Source organism: Polaromonas sp. (assembly GCF_030689685.1).
In the GTDB taxonomy this organism is placed as follows: domain Bacteria; phylum Pseudomonadota; class Gammaproteobacteria; order Burkholderiales; family Burkholderiaceae_C; genus Polaromonas.
In genome coordinates, this window is sequence record NZ_JAUYEY010000001.1 from 1 (window position 1) to 14720 (window position 14720).

18 protein-coding genes are annotated in these 14720 nt (G+C 62.1%); 11 read left to right on the forward strand and 7 right to left on the reverse strand.

Features of this window, described 5'->3' with window-relative positions; genetic code table 11:
• Positions 1 to 547: 547 nt before the first annotated feature.
• On the forward strand, positions 548 to 781 hold the full coding sequence (locus Q8O29_RS00005; RefSeq protein ID WP_305560007.1) for a hypothetical protein: 234 nt from the start codon (positions 548 to 550) through the stop codon (positions 779 to 781).
• Between the two features lie 43 nt (positions 782 to 824).
• Here Q8O29_RS00005 and Q8O29_RS00010 read toward each other — a convergent pair whose 3' ends face one another.
• Positions 825 to 1646 carry an alpha/beta fold hydrolase gene (locus tag Q8O29_RS00010; protein ID WP_305560008.1) on the reverse strand — a complete coding sequence of 274 codons (822 nt, stop codon included), beginning with the start codon at positions 1644 to 1646 and terminating at the stop codon, positions 825 to 827.
• Positions 1647 to 1832: 186 nt separating this feature from the next.
• Here Q8O29_RS00010 and Q8O29_RS00015 point away from each other — a divergent pair, with 186 nt between their 5' ends.
• Positions 1833 to 3032: a DNA polymerase IV gene (locus tag Q8O29_RS00015; RefSeq protein WP_371134111.1), complete on the forward strand. Its 1200-nt coding sequence runs from the start codon at positions 1833 to 1835 to the stop codon at positions 3030 to 3032.
• A gap of 31 nt (positions 3033 to 3063) precedes the next feature.
• On the opposite strand, the gene Q8O29_RS00020 is transcribed toward Q8O29_RS00015, so the two are convergent.
• Positions 3064 to 3216: a hypothetical protein gene (locus tag Q8O29_RS00020; protein ID WP_305560010.1), complete on the reverse strand. Its 153-nt coding sequence runs from the start codon at positions 3214 to 3216 to the stop codon at positions 3064 to 3066.
• Positions 3217 to 3438: 222 nt separating this feature from the next.
• On the opposite strand from Q8O29_RS00020, the gene Q8O29_RS00025 reads away from it, so the two are divergent.
• The 6 genes from Q8O29_RS00025 to Q8O29_RS00050 all read left to right on the forward strand — a co-directional run bounded on the left by Q8O29_RS00025 (position 3439) and on the right by Q8O29_RS00050 (position 7762).
• Positions 3439 to 4329: a DUF3034 family protein gene (locus Q8O29_RS00025; RefSeq protein ID WP_305560038.1), complete on the forward strand. Its 891-nt coding sequence runs from the start codon at positions 3439 to 3441 to the stop codon at positions 4327 to 4329.
• A gap of 44 nt (positions 4330 to 4373) precedes the next feature.
• Complete coding sequence (locus Q8O29_RS00030; RefSeq protein WP_305560011.1) at positions 4374 to 4814, forward strand: group 1 truncated hemoglobin; 441 nt, start codon at positions 4374 to 4376, stop codon at positions 4812 to 4814.
• A 29-nt stretch (positions 4815 to 4843) separates the two neighbouring features.
• A complete protein-coding gene (locus Q8O29_RS00035) occupies positions 4844 to 5494 on the forward strand; it encodes a plastocyanin (protein ID WP_305560012.1) in 651 nt (216 codons plus the stop codon).
• Between the two features lie 66 nt (positions 5495 to 5560).
• Positions 5561 to 6088, forward strand: a complete 528-nt coding sequence (locus Q8O29_RS00040) for a sigma factor (RefSeq protein ID WP_305560013.1) — start codon at positions 5561 to 5563, stop codon at positions 6086 to 6088.
• Complete coding sequence (locus Q8O29_RS00045; protein WP_305560014.1) at positions 6076 to 6840, forward strand: alpha/beta hydrolase; 765 nt, start codon at positions 6076 to 6078, stop codon at positions 6838 to 6840. Before Q8O29_RS00040 ends, Q8O29_RS00045 begins: the two co-directional genes overlap by 13 nt.
• Before the next feature lie 76 nt (positions 6841 to 6916).
• On the forward strand, positions 6917 to 7762 hold the full coding sequence (locus Q8O29_RS00050) for an enoyl-CoA hydratase-related protein (protein ID WP_305560015.1): 846 nt from the start codon (positions 6917 to 6919) through the stop codon (positions 7760 to 7762).
• Between the two features lie 51 nt (positions 7763 to 7813).
• Here Q8O29_RS00050 and Q8O29_RS00055 read toward each other — a convergent pair whose 3' ends face one another.
• Genes Q8O29_RS00055 through yaaA form a run of 5 tightly spaced genes read right to left on the reverse strand, consistent with a single transcriptional unit; the run spans position 7814 to position 11767 of the window.
• Positions 7814 to 8266 (reverse strand): hypothetical protein, encoded by a 453-nt coding sequence (locus tag Q8O29_RS00055; RefSeq protein WP_305560016.1) that lies wholly within the window; start codon positions 8264 to 8266, stop codon positions 7814 to 7816.
• A gap of 3 nt (positions 8267 to 8269) precedes the next feature.
• On the reverse strand, positions 8270 to 9178 hold the full coding sequence (gene queF / locus Q8O29_RS00060; RefSeq protein WP_305560017.1) for an NADPH-dependent 7-cyano-7-deazaguanine reductase QueF: 909 nt from the start codon (positions 9176 to 9178) through the stop codon (positions 8270 to 8272).
• Entirely contained in the window at positions 9175 to 10080 is a 906-nt protein-coding gene (locus Q8O29_RS00065) for an alpha/beta fold hydrolase (protein WP_305560018.1), read from the reverse strand. The genes queF and Q8O29_RS00065 overlap by 4 nt, the downstream gene beginning before the upstream one ends.
• A 50-nt stretch (positions 10081 to 10130) precedes the next feature.
• Positions 10131 to 10964, reverse strand: a complete 834-nt coding sequence (locus Q8O29_RS00070; RefSeq protein WP_305560019.1) for a 2OG-Fe(II) oxygenase — start codon at positions 10962 to 10964, stop codon at positions 10131 to 10133.
• A gap of 26 nt (positions 10965 to 10990) precedes the next feature.
• A complete protein-coding gene (gene yaaA, locus Q8O29_RS00075) occupies positions 10991 to 11767 on the reverse strand; it encodes a peroxide stress protein YaaA (protein ID WP_305560020.1) in 777 nt (258 codons plus the stop codon).
• Positions 11768 to 11985: 218 nt separating this feature from the next.
• Between yaaA and Q8O29_RS00080 the strand changes: the two genes are divergently transcribed.
• The 3 genes from Q8O29_RS00080 (at position 11986) to Q8O29_RS00090 (ending at position 14680) form a co-directional block, all read left to right on the forward strand.
• Entirely contained in the window at positions 11986 to 12630 is a 645-nt protein-coding gene (locus Q8O29_RS00080) for a VOC family protein (RefSeq protein ID WP_371134110.1), read from the forward strand.
• 95 nt (positions 12631 to 12725) lie between these two features.
• Complete coding sequence (locus Q8O29_RS00085; RefSeq protein ID WP_305560021.1) at positions 12726 to 14492, forward strand: FAD-dependent monooxygenase; 1767 nt, start codon at positions 12726 to 12728, stop codon at positions 14490 to 14492.
• Positions 14489 to 14680: a DUF2783 domain-containing protein gene (locus Q8O29_RS00090; RefSeq protein ID WP_305560022.1), complete on the forward strand. Its 192-nt coding sequence runs from the start codon at positions 14489 to 14491 to the stop codon at positions 14678 to 14680. The genes Q8O29_RS00085 and Q8O29_RS00090 overlap by 4 nt, the downstream gene beginning before the upstream one ends.
• Positions 14681 to 14720 lie beyond the last annotated feature (40 nt).

Here is a 14720-nt window from a genome sequence, read left to right on the forward strand (position 1 = left end):
CCCGCGTGGCGGTCAGCATGCCCGAGTCCCTCGGACAAATGAGAGATGTAACGATTGAACTCCTTGGCTGCGTCCATAAAGCCTCCGGTCAGAATTGATGCTATTGAAATAATAGCATATTTTATGACACAGTAAGATTAATTGTCGAGGCGCTTTTTTCATGGATTCCCCCCAGGAACCTCCGGTAGACACCCCACCGGTGTGCCGCTTCAAGAAGGCATTGATGCTGCCGCCACCGAAGCGGCGGCAGCGCACGAGATTGCCGTGCCGGAGGCTGTCCGGCTGATGGATGCGGCCGATCCTTTCGGCCAGTGCCTGCGCGACTGCCTGCTGGGCTTGGGCCTGGCCATCCGTGAAGACGCCGCATGTGCCTTGCTGGTCGGAGCGCCTGCCCCTTCAGAGGGCCCGCAGCAGCAGCTAGTGGCCGTCGGGGATGCAGCCCTGCGCCTACTCGGTCAGTCGGGGTTTGCAGTGCAAGTCATCCGCCCCGAACGGTCGCGTCATCTCGTGCCACACCACCGCAGACGCGCCATGGGTGGACACCGGCATGTTTACTGCTGCGCGTTATGCCAGCCTGGGCTTGCAGGGCAGCGAGTTGCCCGCCGGCTGGCAAATCTGGGTACGCGATGACCAGGGCCGGCCGGTGGCGCTGGCCCATGCTGGCAGACGGACTGTCTGCCTGCTGTTCCGTCCCGACTCCCTGCTGTCGGAACCGCAGGCGCGACAGGTGCTGCGCGCGGCGCTGGCCTTTGCGGCCAGCAAGCCGGCCCGCAGTCCATAAGACCGAAGACCGCGCGCCGCAGGGGATTTGTTCAGCGCTTCCCTTACGTGCGAATGAACGCCAGCATGTCCCGAGTCAGTTGCTCTTTGTGGCTGGCCTGCAGGCCATGCGGCGCGCCGTCGTATTCAACCAGCGTGGACTGCGCGATACCGCGGGCGGCGGCGCGTGCCGAGGCATCGATGGGCACGGTTTTGTCGCCGGTTCCGTGAATGATCAGCGTCGGCACCTTGAAAGCCGGCAGATCGCCCCGGAAGTCGGTGCTTGAAAATGACTCGGCACATGCCAGCGTGGCTTTCAGGCTGGCCTGCATGGACACGCTGCAGGCCCAGTCCAGCACCTCGTCGCTGACCGGGTGCGATGCCAGGCTCACCCCAAAAAAGTCTTTGAAAAAACCCGCGAAAAATTTGGCGCGATCCTCCTTCATGCCTTGCGCCATCTTGTCGAACACCGCCTGGTCGGTGCCATCGGGGTTGTCCGCCGTCTTGAGCATGTAGGGCACGACCGAGGACACCAGAATGGCTTTGGACACCGATTTGCCGCCGTGGCGTGACATGTAACGCGCCACCTCACCGCCGCCCATCGAGAAGCCGACCAGCACCGCGTCCTGCGCGCCGGTCTGCTCAATCACCGCCGCCAGATCGTCGGCCAGGGTGTCGTAGTCATGACCGGTCCACGGTTGCGAGGAGCGGCCAAAGCCACGACGGTCGTAGGAGATCACGCGAAAACCTGCATCGGCAATGGCCATGGCCTGGTCGTCCCAGCTGTCCGCAGACAACGGCCAGCCATGCAGCAGGATGACAGGGCGGCCGGTGCCCCAGTCCTTGAAATAAAGCCTGGTCTGGTCGGGGGTGGTGATGAAATTCATGGTGAAAACGCTTTCATGGTCAGGGTTGAAAACATCAGTGTTCACGTTGGCGCAACGCGCCACTGTGGGCAAGCGGGAAAGAAATGCGTCAGCGCCAGCCTACGCCGTGCGCGGCGCTATGCTTGCCGGGTGAACGATCTCCAGCCACCGCCCGCCGGCAAACTGCGCCGCATTGCCCACCTCGACATGGACGCTTTTTTTGCGTCCATCGAGCTGCTGCGTTACCCGCAGCTCAAGGGGCTGCCGGTGGTGATAGGCGGCGGGCGCCGCAAGGTCGACGAGGCGATACGCACCGACCCAGAGCGCGCGCTGCGCTTCATCCCGGTCGCCGAATTTCCACTGCTCAGAAACTATGTGGGCCGTGGTGTCATCACCACCGCCACCTACGCCGCGCGGCAGTTCGGCGTGGGGTCGGCCATGGGCATGATGAAAGCGGCCAAACTCTGCCCGCAGGCCATCGTGCTGCCGGTGGACTTTGACGAAGTGCGTAAATATTCTCGGCTGTTCAAAAGCACCATCACGGAGATTGCGCCGCAGGTGCAGGACCGCGGTGTGGACGAGGTCTATATCGACTTCACCGACGTGCCCGGTGGCCAGCGCGAAGGTGGGCGCGTGCTGGCGCGGCTGATCCAGAAAGCGATTTTCGAGGCCACCGGCCTGACCTGCTCCATCGGCGTCGCGCCGAATCGCCTGCTGGCCAAGATGGCCAGTGAGTTCAACAAACCCAATGGCATCTCGATTGTTCACGAGGCCGACTTGCAGAAAAAAATCTGGCCGCTCAACGTGCGCAAGATCAACGGCATCGGCCCCAAGGCCGGCGAGAAACTGGCGAAGCTGCATGTGCACACCATCGGCGAGCTGGCCGCGCAGGACGTGGGCTGGCTGGTCGACAACTTCGGCAAGGCCACCGGCGCCTGGATGCACGCGGTGGCCTGGGGCCGCGACGACAGCCCGGTCGTGACCGAGAGCGAACCCGTCAGCATGAGCCGCGAGACCACCTTCGAGCGTGACCTGCACGCGGTGCGCGACAAGGCGGCGCTGGGCGACATCTTCACCGACCTGTGCACGCGCCTGGCCGACGATTTGCAGCGCAAAGGTTATGTCGCCAAGACCATAGGCATCAAGCTGAGGTATGACGACTTCAAAATCGCCACCCGTGATCAAACAGCGGAGTTTTATACCGCCGACGCCAAAACTATTCGAAAAATTGCCGGCCTGTGCCTGAAGCGGGTGCCTCTGAGCCAGCGCTTGCGCCTGTTGGGCGTGCGGGCGGCAACACTGGTGAAAGCCGGAGAAGCCCCGATTGATGAACCAAATCGGCCTCTAGCCCATACGCAGAAAGCGCAGACAGCTACTAATTTAATAGCAAATGATCAGCTTTTCTAAAGTCCGCCCGAGAGTCGGCTGAAAGTCGCGTCTATTTAAGCGTGGCCAGATAAGCCACCGCATGGCAGGCGGTGCATCGGGCCTGGTAAAGCGCCATGCCGCGCTGTACATCGCCAGCCGCTGGTGTGCGCCACTCGCGCGGACCGTTGTGCCTGAGGAGTTGGCCGAAAAAAACTTGTGACACACCGAGAACATACGTAGGGCAAGCGACCGCAGATTCACCCGACACCCTGGATGAGTCAGAGGTAGTCGCAAAAAAAGGCATTTTTTTGAATCCACTTTCAAATAATGCCCGTATCGCCCCAGTACATCTAATTACATTTCCCCAACCCACGATCTTTACGTCACAAAGGAACGCACCGTGAACCTTAAATTTGCTCCTCACCTTGTCGCCGCTTGCACCGCCATGATCTGTGCCGGTGCCAGCGTCTCTGCCCATGCCGACACCGGAAAACTGCTGCTCACCGGCGGCGTCAGCAGCATCGACGGCGCAGCCGGCGGCGGCCTGACCCCCTGGGCGGTGATCGGCAGCAATGCCACCGAAGGTGAAGTGGGCGCCACTGCCTTTGTGACCACGGCCCGCACCAAGGACTATGGCCTGAACGTCATCGGCGCGTCCGTCGGTATCCATGACCGGTATGAGTTGTCGATTGCCCAGCAGGACTTCAAGACCGGCGTCACCGGCACCGGGCTGGGTTTGCCTGGCCTGCGCCTGAAACAAACCATTTTGGGCGCCAAGGTGCGCGTCGCGGGCGATGCGGTGCTGGACGCCGACACCCTGATGCCGCAAGTAGCCGTCGGTGTCGAGTTCAAGAACCTTGGCTCCACTGGCCTGGACGGCACCCTGCGTACGCTGGGCGCCAAACGCGACGGTGTGGACCTGTACGTCAGCGCCACCAAACTGTTCCTGGGCCAAAGCCTGCTGGTCAACGGGACCTTGCGCGCCACCAAGGCCAACCAGAACGGCCTGCTCGGATTTGGCGCCACCCTGGGCGGCGGCAACAACAACAGCTACAGCCTGCAGCCGGAGTTTTCGGTTGCCTACCTGATCAGCAAAAACGTCGCTATCGGCGCCGAATACCGCTTCATGCGCAACAAACTGGAAACCGCCGGCCGCGCTGCCAACCTGGGCAACGGCTTGCGCTCAGAAGACTGGAAAGACATCTTCATCGCCTGGGCGCCGAACAAAAACGTCTCGGTCACGCTGGCCTATGTGGACCTGGGCGTGATCGTGCCGGCCACCACCGCCAGCCGCAAGCAAACGGGCTACTACCTGTCGGCCCAGGTCGCCTTCTGAACCGTTGTCAACACGCGCCTTCTAAAACCCCTCAAGGAACTGACATGAAAAAAACCCTTCTCTCTCTCGTGCTGGCCGCATCCGGCCTGCTGATGGCTGGTGCCTCGTTCGGGCAACCTGCGCCCAATGACCAGCTCTACAAGGCGTTTGGCGAAAAAGCCGGTCTGGTGTCGCTGATGGACGACTTCATGGTCCGGCTGCTGGCCGATCCGCGCACCGGCCCCCACTTCAAGCCATCCAACCAGCAGCGCGTCAAAGAGCAATTGGTGGACCAGCTCTGCTCGCTGGCGGGCGGTCCCTGCGTCTACAAAGGCGCCGACATGAAAAGCGCGCATGCCAACCTGGACATCAAAAAGTCCGACTTCAACGCATTGGTCGAGGTTCTGCAGCAAAGCATGGACGCCAAAGGCATCCCCTTCCGCACGCAAAACCAGATGCTGGCGTTGCTGGCACCGATGCACCGCGACACGATCACGGTACGCTAACCAAACCCCTTTTTTACACACCTGACCCCATGAATAAAACCCTGATCTCCCTGGCACTGGCCGCCCTCTCCAGCTATGCAACGGCTGGCAACCTGCAAGTCCTGGTACTGGACAAGGAGGGCAAACCGGTGGCTGATGCCGTTGTTGTTGTGGTGCCGGTAAACAAGGGTGTGCCCAAGGCTGCCCTTCCCATGCAGGTGACCATCAGTCAGGAAAAAATGCGTTTTATTCCGGCGGTGAGCGTGGTGGGTGTCGGGGCTAAAGGTTCTTTTGTCAACAACGACCCCTGGGAACACCACGTGCGGGCTTCAGCCGCCGGCATTGCGCAATTCAGTACCGCCAGCAGTGGCGGCTTTGAGCTGCGCATTGATGGCAAGCCAGACGGCAAGCCAGGCAAGGCTGCAGATGCCGTGTTTGAAAAAGCCGGCGCAGTGCTGCTGGGCTGCCACATCCATGGCTCCATGCGCGGGCATGTCTATGTCAGCGATTCGCCGTGGGCACTGCTGACAGGCGCGGATGGCATTGCCAATCTGGAGCAAATTCCAGATGGTGCTGCACAGATCAGGGTCTGGCATGCCGACCAGCTGCTGGATATCGCCCCGCAGCAAACCACCGTGAGCGCCACGCCCGGCAAGGCGACGATGCAACTGAGCGTGGTGCCGCGCCGCCGCAGGATTTAGGCGGAACGCGGAGCCCGCTCCAACCGCCATTTGCCGGGGCGGTAGAAGTCCATATACTCGGGCCGCATGAAACCCGACGCCGCCCTGGACCCCCGAAGCCTGGAGACACTGATCGCTGCCGCCGCGCAGGGCGACCCTGCCTGTTTTTCCCAAGTTTATGAACGCACAAATACGCATCTGTTTGGCGTTGCCGTTCGTATATTGGGTCAGGGACAGGCGGCCGAGGATGTGCTGCAAGAGGCGTATGTGAGTATCTGGAAAAGTGCTGGCCGCTACCGCAGCGGAGGTGGACGGGCAAACCATTCAAGCGATGACGTGGCTGATTGCCATCGTTCGCAACAAGGCGCTGGACGCCTACCGCGCGCGCGACGCAAGGAAAGCGCCTTGCCCGAATCGGGTGACGTGGACCAGGACGACATGCACGCCGGTACCGGCCTGGCCCCCAGCGCCATGCAGCTTCTCGAACAAGCCAGCCAGGCCAAACCCGGTTGCCCCAAGCAACACCGTGGTGTTCAACGGCAATTGCGCCAAGTTGTGGTGACAAAGTCAAACCACAAATTTTTTGGCACACATGCAAGCCCATGGTGCGATTAGCTGCAACACTCCTGACCGTACTGGCGCTTGGCTACCTGGCGCTTTGCCTGGCATTGTTTGTATTTCAGCGTTCGCTGATTTATTACCCTCAACCCAGGTCCACGGGTTCTGCCGCCACAACGCTCAATTTCAAAGTGGCTGACGCAGACCTGGCGGTGACCGTCAGGCCAGTAGCAGGCCCGCAGGCCATCCTCTATTTCGGCGGCAACGCCGAAGACGTGTCGTTGAACCTGCCGTCTTTTTCAGAAGCGTTTCCTGCCCACGCCATGTATCTGCTTCATTACAGAGGCTACGGCGGAAGTACCGGGAGGCCTTCAGAGCAAGCGCTTCAAGCCGACGCACTGGCGCTGTTTGACCATGTCCGTCAGAAACACCCGAAGGTCGTGCTTATTGGCCGAAGCTTGGGCTCGGGCGTTGCCATTCAGGTGGCAAGCCAAAGGCCGGTGCATCGCCTGGTTCTCGTCACCCCCTACAACAGTCTGCAGGAGCTGGCCGAGAAGCAGTTCCCTTACTTTCCGGTCAAGTGCTTGCTCACCGACAAGTTTGAGTCATGGAAATACGCTCCCCTGGTCACCGCGCCTACCTTGCTCATAGCCGCAGAACACGATGAGGTCATTCCAAGGTGGAGTACCGAGCAACTCTACGCCCGCTTCAAAAATAGCTCTGCCACGCTTGAAGTGTTGCCAGGAACATCACACAACACCCTCTCGGCGAGCCCCAGCTACCTTGGCTTGTTGCAATCGGTGCTGTGACCCGTTGCCATGAACGGTTGCAGGCCATCTGCGCTGTGACTGGCGGGAACTGCCGCACTGATTTACATTGGCAGGCATGAACCCACTGACCTGCTTTACCCTCTCCACCACCGACCACATCGCGCACCTGGTGCTCAATCGCCCCGAGGCGATGAACACCATGCACCCTACCTTCTGGCGTGAGCTGGATGAGGCGCTTACCCAGATCCACAAGGCTGGTGAGGCGCGCGTACTGGTGATCTCCAGCACCGGCAAACATTTCAGCGCCGGCATGGCACTGGAGGCTTTTGGCGGCGCCATCAGCATGGACGACCAGAGCCCGGAAGGCCGCGCGGCCATGTTCGACCTGCTGGCTGGCATGCAAGCGACCTTTACCAAGCTGGAGAGCCTGCGCATTCCGGTGATTGCCGCAATTCAGGGCGGCTGCATAGGCGGCGCGGTGGACATGGTGACGGCCTGCTGCATCCGTTACGCCACCGTCGATGCGTTTTTCTGCATCCAGGAAATCAACATCGGCATGGTCGCCGACGTCGGCACGCTGCAGCGCCTGCCCAAGCTGGTGCCGCTGGCAGTGGTCAAGGAGCTGGCTTATACCGGGCGCCGCCTGCCCGCGCAGAAGGCGCTGGCTTACGGGCTGGTCAACGAGGTGTTTGAGTCAGCGGAGGCCATGCTGGCCGGCGCGCTCCAGTGCGCCAAAGAGATTGCCACCAAACCGCCGGTCGCGATCTGGGGCACCAAGCAGGCGATTCATTACACGCGCGATCACTCGGTGGACGATGCGCTCAAACAAATGGGCTGGCTACAGGGCGCGATCTGGAGCAACCAGCATGTGCGTGAAGCGGTGACAGCGATGAAGGAAAAACGCGCGGGTGATTTTCCGGACCTGGTTCCCCTCCGAAATTTCAATGAAATCGGGCTCTAGCCCATAACTGACATACGTAAGCAGTTATTAATTTTATAGCTAAACAGGCGTCTAGGTATCGGCGCACAGGCGCTGCAACTGGAACAGGTGTGAGCGAAAAGTAACGGCGTGATGCCACAAGGAGGACGTGTACACCGTCCGCGTGCCTGCATCTCCGGCTGATTCGGTCTGCACGGCGATGGCAATATGCTGGGTCACAGGGTCGGTGGACATCGTGAGATCGAGATCCATCAGCGGCACATCCACACTGGCCGGTTTCACATTTTCCTTTGAGGCCGTGAACCGGATCAGGCAATTTTCTACCAGCGATATGTTTTGCCTGACCTTGCGCGCCACCTCGGCGCTCATCTCGTTGAGTTGCGCTATGTGCTCGTCCGGACTCAGCAAGCCACCGTCTACCAGGTCCTCGGTGGGGTAGCCCTCACTGCAGCCCCACAGGCACAGCACCAATATCAGCGGCACCACCGTTGCGCCGTTGAAAAACCCAGACGTGTTTGCCCCCATTGGTTATTGCCGCGCCATCCGCACGTTGCCCGGCAGCGCCTGCGGGTGGCTGGTGCGAAACGGGTTGATGTCCAGGCCGCCGCGGCGCGTGTAGCGCGCATACACCGACAGCCTGAGCGGGCGGCAGCGCGTCCAGATGTCCATGAAGATGCGCTCCACACACTGCTCGTGAAACTCGTTGTGGTTTCGGAAACTCACGAGGTATTGCAGCAGGCCTTCCTGGTCGATGGGCGCGCCTGAATAACTGATCTGCACGCTGCCCCAGTCGGGCTGGCCGGTGACCAGGCAATTGCTCTTGAGCAGGTTGGATGTCAGGGTCTCGCTCACCGGCGGCTCCTCATGGTCGGCAAACAGCAGCTCGGGCGCAGGCGTGTAGTGCAGGCATTCAACGTCGAGCCGGTCCAGATTCAGGCCGTCAAGCTCGTGCACCGGCTCCTGGTCAAACAGCTCGGGGCCCAGTGTCTTGACGCCAACGCCTGCGCCCACTGCAGCGTTGAGGTCGGCGCGGATGCGTTCGCGCACCTCGCGCGCGTCAAGAAAACGCGTGTTGTTGAAGCTGTTGAGGTAGAGCTTGAAGGACTTGCTCTCGACGATGTTCGGCGACTCGCAGGGCACGGTGATGTGCGCCAGCGCGACTTGCGGCTTGCCGCGCAGGTTCAACCAGCTCAGTTCAAACACAGTCCACATGTCGGCGCCCATGAAGGGCAAGGTGTCTCCGAGACCGATTTCTGCACGCTTGACGGCGCGCGGAATCGGGAACAGCAGCGAGGCGTCGTACTGGTCCATGTAGGCCGAGCTTTTACCCAGTTGCGATTGGTCTGGCGTGTTATTGGCCCCCACGCTTGCGGCAGGCGCCGCTGCGCTGCCCCCCGAGGGGGCGTTCGCGCCTTGGGGCGGCCCGGCGTCGCTCATTTTCTTGCTCCTTGTGCTGTATTGAGATGCGGAACCAGCGGTTCAAGAATGCGCTGGACCACACCGGCCGGCAGGTCGTGGCCCATGCCTTCGATGCCGAGCAGCCTGGCGCCGGGAATGCGACGCGCCGTGTCTTCACCGCAGGCAAACGGCACCAGCGGGTCGGCCTTGCCGTGGATCACCAGCGTGGGCAGGCGCAAGCCCGACAGCTCGGAGGCGCGGCGGCTGTCGGCAACGATGGCCACCATCTGGCGCAACACGCCAGCCGGATTGAAATTGCGCTGCGCTGCGGCCGTGATGCGCTCGCGCAGTTCGGCGTCGTCCACCGGAAAGCCGGGGCTGCCAATCACCTTGAAGAGTTTGACGTAATGGTCGGTCACCGAAGAAAGGTCCTTGCCGGCCGGGCGGCTCAGCAGCACCCGCATGACCTGCGGCTTGGCCTGCGGCAGGCCGCGTGCGCCGCTGGAGCTCATGATGCTGCTCAAGCTCAGCACGCGCTGCGGCGCGGCCAGCGCCACGCGCTGCGCGATCATGCCGCCCATGCTGACACCGACCACATGGGCTTTTGCCACGCCCAGCGCGTCGAGCACAGCCAGCGCATCGGCCGCCATGTCATGCAGCGCATACGGCGCTTTCACGCCGAGTCCCAGCCGGTACCTGATGCTGGCCCACATCAGGTTGGGCGTGCCGAGGTGATCGAACTTCTGCGACAGGCCGATGTCGCGGTTGTCGAGCCGAACCACCCGGTAACCAGCGTCCACCAGCGACTGCACCAGCGCCGGTGGCCAGGCCACGAGTTGCATGCCCAGGCCCATGATGAGAAGCACGACAGGCCGGCCAGTGGTGTCGCTCGGGTGCGTGTCCTCAATCTCTATGTCGATGTTGTTTGCTCTTATTTTCATAGCGGTATATACCCATCAGCCATGGGCTCAGGGGTTATTTTATTCATCAATTAACTGAATTCATGTTCGCGTAACCACTTGGTCGCAATCCATTTTTCGCCCGCCAGCACCGGCATGCCGCCATGCAGGGTCTGGCTGCAGGGGTGGGCCTGGCTGTAGCTGAAAAACACCGCGCTGCCGCGCCGTGGCGCCACTTGCAGCCGCAGGTCGGGAAACACCGTGGCGCCGCCCTGGTCCGGCTCCTGCAAATACATGATCAGCGTGGCCACGCGCTGGCCGCCGCGCGCCAGGATGCACGCCGAGCCGGATTCGGTCGGGTCAAAATAATCGTAGTGCGGCTTGTACTCGGTGCCCGGACCATAACGCAGCACCTGCAGGCCTTCACCGTTTTCGACCGGCCAGCCCAGCAGCTTCGCAATGCGCGCCTCGATGGCCGCGACCACGGCATTTTCGCCGCGCGTGAAAAACATGCCGTCGCTGGTGCGGTCGGCATGCACCTCTTCGCCGCCGGTCTCCAGCGCCACCGTGAGTGAGCGCTGCAGGCGCGGCCTGGCCGCCGCTATCAGCGCCAGGCATTCCTCGTCGTCAAGCAGATCCTCCAGCACCAGCAGATCAGGCGTACGCATCACGGTGCTGATGGCCACCTGCCTGTCGCCGGCGTCCAGCCGCAGGCTGGAACAGGCTGCGGCCGGCCAGGGCACGGGCAAGGCCGCCGACGGCGTCTCCGTCAAGGCTTCGCTCGCCACCTGATGGCTCCAGCCGGCCGCAAGCATGGCCTGCATCACCGCATCGCGCCCATGGCCGTCGGCGGTCTGCGATGCAATCCACTGGCGCAGCTCGTGCGTGATGGCCTGGTGCTGGGCGGTGGTCGCAGGTGTTGGCACGGCGGCTTCTTAGTGAACGTGCGGGCTCAGGCCGCCTGTTTGCGGCGGAACACCAGCCGGTCCGGCGCGGACACGGCGGGCTCGAAGCGGTAGCCCTCGGCGTCAAAATTTTCCAGTTTTTTGACGCTGGCGATTTTTTTCTCAATCGCATAACGCGCCATCAGGCCACGCGCGCGTTTGGCGTTGAAGCTGATGATCTTGTACTTGCCGCCCTTGAACTCTTCAAACACGCAGCTCACCACGCGCGGCTTCAGGGCCCGGCGGTCCACCGCCTTGAAATACTCTTCGCTCGCCAGGTTGACGACCACCGGCGAGGTGTCGGCCGCAGCACGTTGGTTGAGGTAGTCCGCAATCTGCGCGCCCCAGAACTGGTAGAGGTTGTTGCCCTGCGCCGTTGCCAGCGCCGTGCCCATCTCCAGACGGTAAGGCTGCATCCGGTCCAACGGGCGCAACACGCCGTAGAGGCCGCTCAGGATGCAGACATGGTCCTGCGCCCAGGTCAGTTGCTGCTCGCTGAGGGTTTTGGCGTTGAGCCCGCCGTACACATCGCCATCAAAGGCCAGCACGGCCTGCTTCGAGTTTTTGGCGGTGAAACGCGGCGACCAGGCCTGGTAACGCGCGACATTCAGGCCGGCCAGCGTATCGGAGAGCTTCATCAGCGTGCTGATTTGCTGCGGCGTTTTTTTCCGGAGCACGGCTATGAGCTCGGCCGACTGGCGCACGAACAGGGCTTGGGTGTGGGTGGCGACCTGCGGCGGCGTGTCGTAGTCCAGCGACTTGGCCGGCGAAAGGAGAAACAGCATGGAGAAGGGTTCTTGAAAGAAAGGATCAGGCGAAGCCTCCACTTTACGACAGCTTGGCCGCCGGGCCGGGTGACCCGCGCGAGGGCTCTTGCTTTTGCACCTGCTTTTACCCTTGGCAGGGTCCACGAGTTACGTTATAGTAAACGCATTATGAATAGGTGAATTCAAGCCAGCGAGAAAAAATGGCCTTGCAACCCACCTGAACCTAGGAAATCGCCATGGCCGCCCTGATGAACCCCTTGACTGCGCCCCCCGCCCTGTCCAGCCTGCCGGCACCAGCGCCCGTGCAGCAACTGCACCACTACGCCTACCGCGCCAGGGATGCCGAGGAGACCCGGCACTTTTATGAAGACATCCTCGGTCTGCCGCTGTACCACATCATCCAGAGCGATTACGTGCCCAGCACTGGCGAGTACTGCCCCTACACGCACTTTTTCTTCCGCCTGCAGGACGGCTCCTTCATTGCGTTTTTTGACCTCGGCAACGACGAGGCGGCCCTGCCCTCGCCGAACACGCCACTGTGGGTCAACCATATTTCGTTTCGCGTCAACACCGTGGCCGACCTCGAAGCCATGAAGGCACGGCTGCAGGCCGGCGGCATCGAGGTGCTGGGCGTGACCGACCACCACATCTTCAAAAGCATTTATTTCTTCGACCCGAACGGGGTGCGGCTGGAGTTGACGGCGCAACTGGCCGATGAGTTTGAAATGCTGAAAGAGAGCAAAACCGCCCACGCCCGGCTGGCCGAGTGGACGGCGCGCAAGCGGCAGTGGCGCCAGGACAAGGCCGCCGGCCAGTCGGTAGAGGCGCTCAAACCCCAGCGCAACGACCGTCCCGAGGTGGCCGGGAAAGCAAGCACTTGACGCTTAATTGCTATCAACTTCATAGCTGAATACGCATATCCGATATGGGCTAGAGCCCTAAAACACTTAAAAATCACGACCGAAGGCGACAAGCCATGCTGGAGACACCCACCGCTCACCCCGCACGCGCTGCATATGCCGACACGGCATTCAGCAACGGTTATGAGTTCACAGAAGGCACGGGCTACACGCTGCCCGAATACCCGTTTGTGGCGCCGCCCGAGCTGGCCACCGGCGAGGTCCGGCGCTACCCCATCGTCATTGTTGGCGGCGGCATCACCGGTTTGAGCCTGGCCTGCGCGCTGGGCTCGCAGGGTGTCGAGGCCATCCTGCTGGACGAAGACAACACAGTGGGCGTGAAGGGCGCATCTTCGCGCGGCATCTGTTATGCGCAAAAAACACTGGAGATTTTCAAACGCCTGGGCATTTACCAACGCATTGCGGCCAAAGGTGTGCAATGGAGCGTGGGCCGCACTTTTGCGGGCGAGGACGAGGTCTATTCTTTTGATCTGCGCCAGCAGAAGACCCACTCCCTGAGCCAGCAGCCGCCCTTCATCAACATCCAGCAGTTCTACATCGAGGGTTTTCTCGTCGAGCAGATACAGGCATTGAACGCCAGCAAGCCCCGCATAGAACTGCGCTGGAACAACCGCATTACGGCGTTTGCACAGAACAGCGAGTTCGCCACGCTGTCCATCACCACCCCCGCCGGCGACTACACGTTGCAGGCCGAACACGTGATCGACTGCACCGGCTCGCGCAGCCCATTCCGTGCCTGGTGCGGTGCCTCGGTTACCGCCAAAAAGGGCGACGACCGCTGGTGCATCGCCGATGTTCGTTTCAGGGACGCCCCGCCGGTCGAACGCCACACCTGGATAGAAGCGCCCTTCAACGACAAGCGCGCCGTCTGGCAACACCTGATGGCCGACGGCGTCTGGCGCATTGACTACCAGATGGCGCCCAACTGCGACCCCGAACAGGTCAGCCGCGAGGAGGTGATACAGGCCCGGCTGAACGCCCAGTTCAAGCGTGAACTCGGCAAGGACGAGTGCGAGATTGTCTGGGTTGGCCCCTACGCCTACCGCAGCGAATGCCTGGACGAGTTGCGCCACGGCCGGGTATTTTTTGCCGGTGACTCGGCCCATGTGGTCAGCCCGTTTGGCGCGCGCGGTGGAAACTCCGGCGTGCAGGATGCCGACAACCTGGCCTGGAAGCTGGCTGCGGTGCTGCAGGGCCGCGCCGCGCCCGCTTTGCTGGACAGCTACCACCAGGAACGCCACGAGGCGGCGCAGCAGAACGTGCAGGTGACCAACCGCACCGCGCGTTTTCTGCGACCGGCCGACGGCGTCGAGCGCCTGTTCCGCAGCGCCGCCCTGAGCCTGGCCCGCCAGCATCCGTTTGCCCGGCAACTGGTCAACACCGGCCGCATGTCGGTGCCCAACACCTACTCGCGCAGCCCGATTTGTGACAAAACTGGCGGGGTCGCGACACAAAATGTCAGTTTTTTGTGGGCCGACGGCCAGCCCGGCGAGCTTGTCGAACTGCTGCACTGGGCCGACAGCCGGCTGCTGCTGCTGGTGTTCGGCGAGCAGCAGCCTGCAGCCGCGAAACGCCTGCAGGCGCTGAGTGCACAAACCGGCATCGTCTGCGTGCAGGTGCTGGCGCCGGGCCGACGCGCCAATGCGGCTGAACATGTGATCGACAACCGGGGCCAGTTGCGGGCCACTTGCAGAATTGCCGGCGATACGGGCTGGGCGCTGCTGCGGCCCGACAGCTACCTGGCCGCCACCGGCGACGGCGTGGATGCCTCGCTGGTGCGCGCCATCACCACGGCGCTCGGCCTGCAGGGGGAACACGGATGAAAACCCGTCTCAACTTCCAGGACGCCGATGCGTTTTACGAGTGCCTGCTCGACGCCCACCAGGGCCTGAGCCGCGAGCAGTCGGAGCTGCTGAACGCCCGGCTGATCCTGATTCTGGCGAATCAGATCGGCGACACCACCCTGCTCAAGTCCTGCATCGAAGCGGCCAGGCCGGCGCCAGTCGAATAAAATCAGGTCACCTGATCCACCCAGCGGCATCTCACCAGAT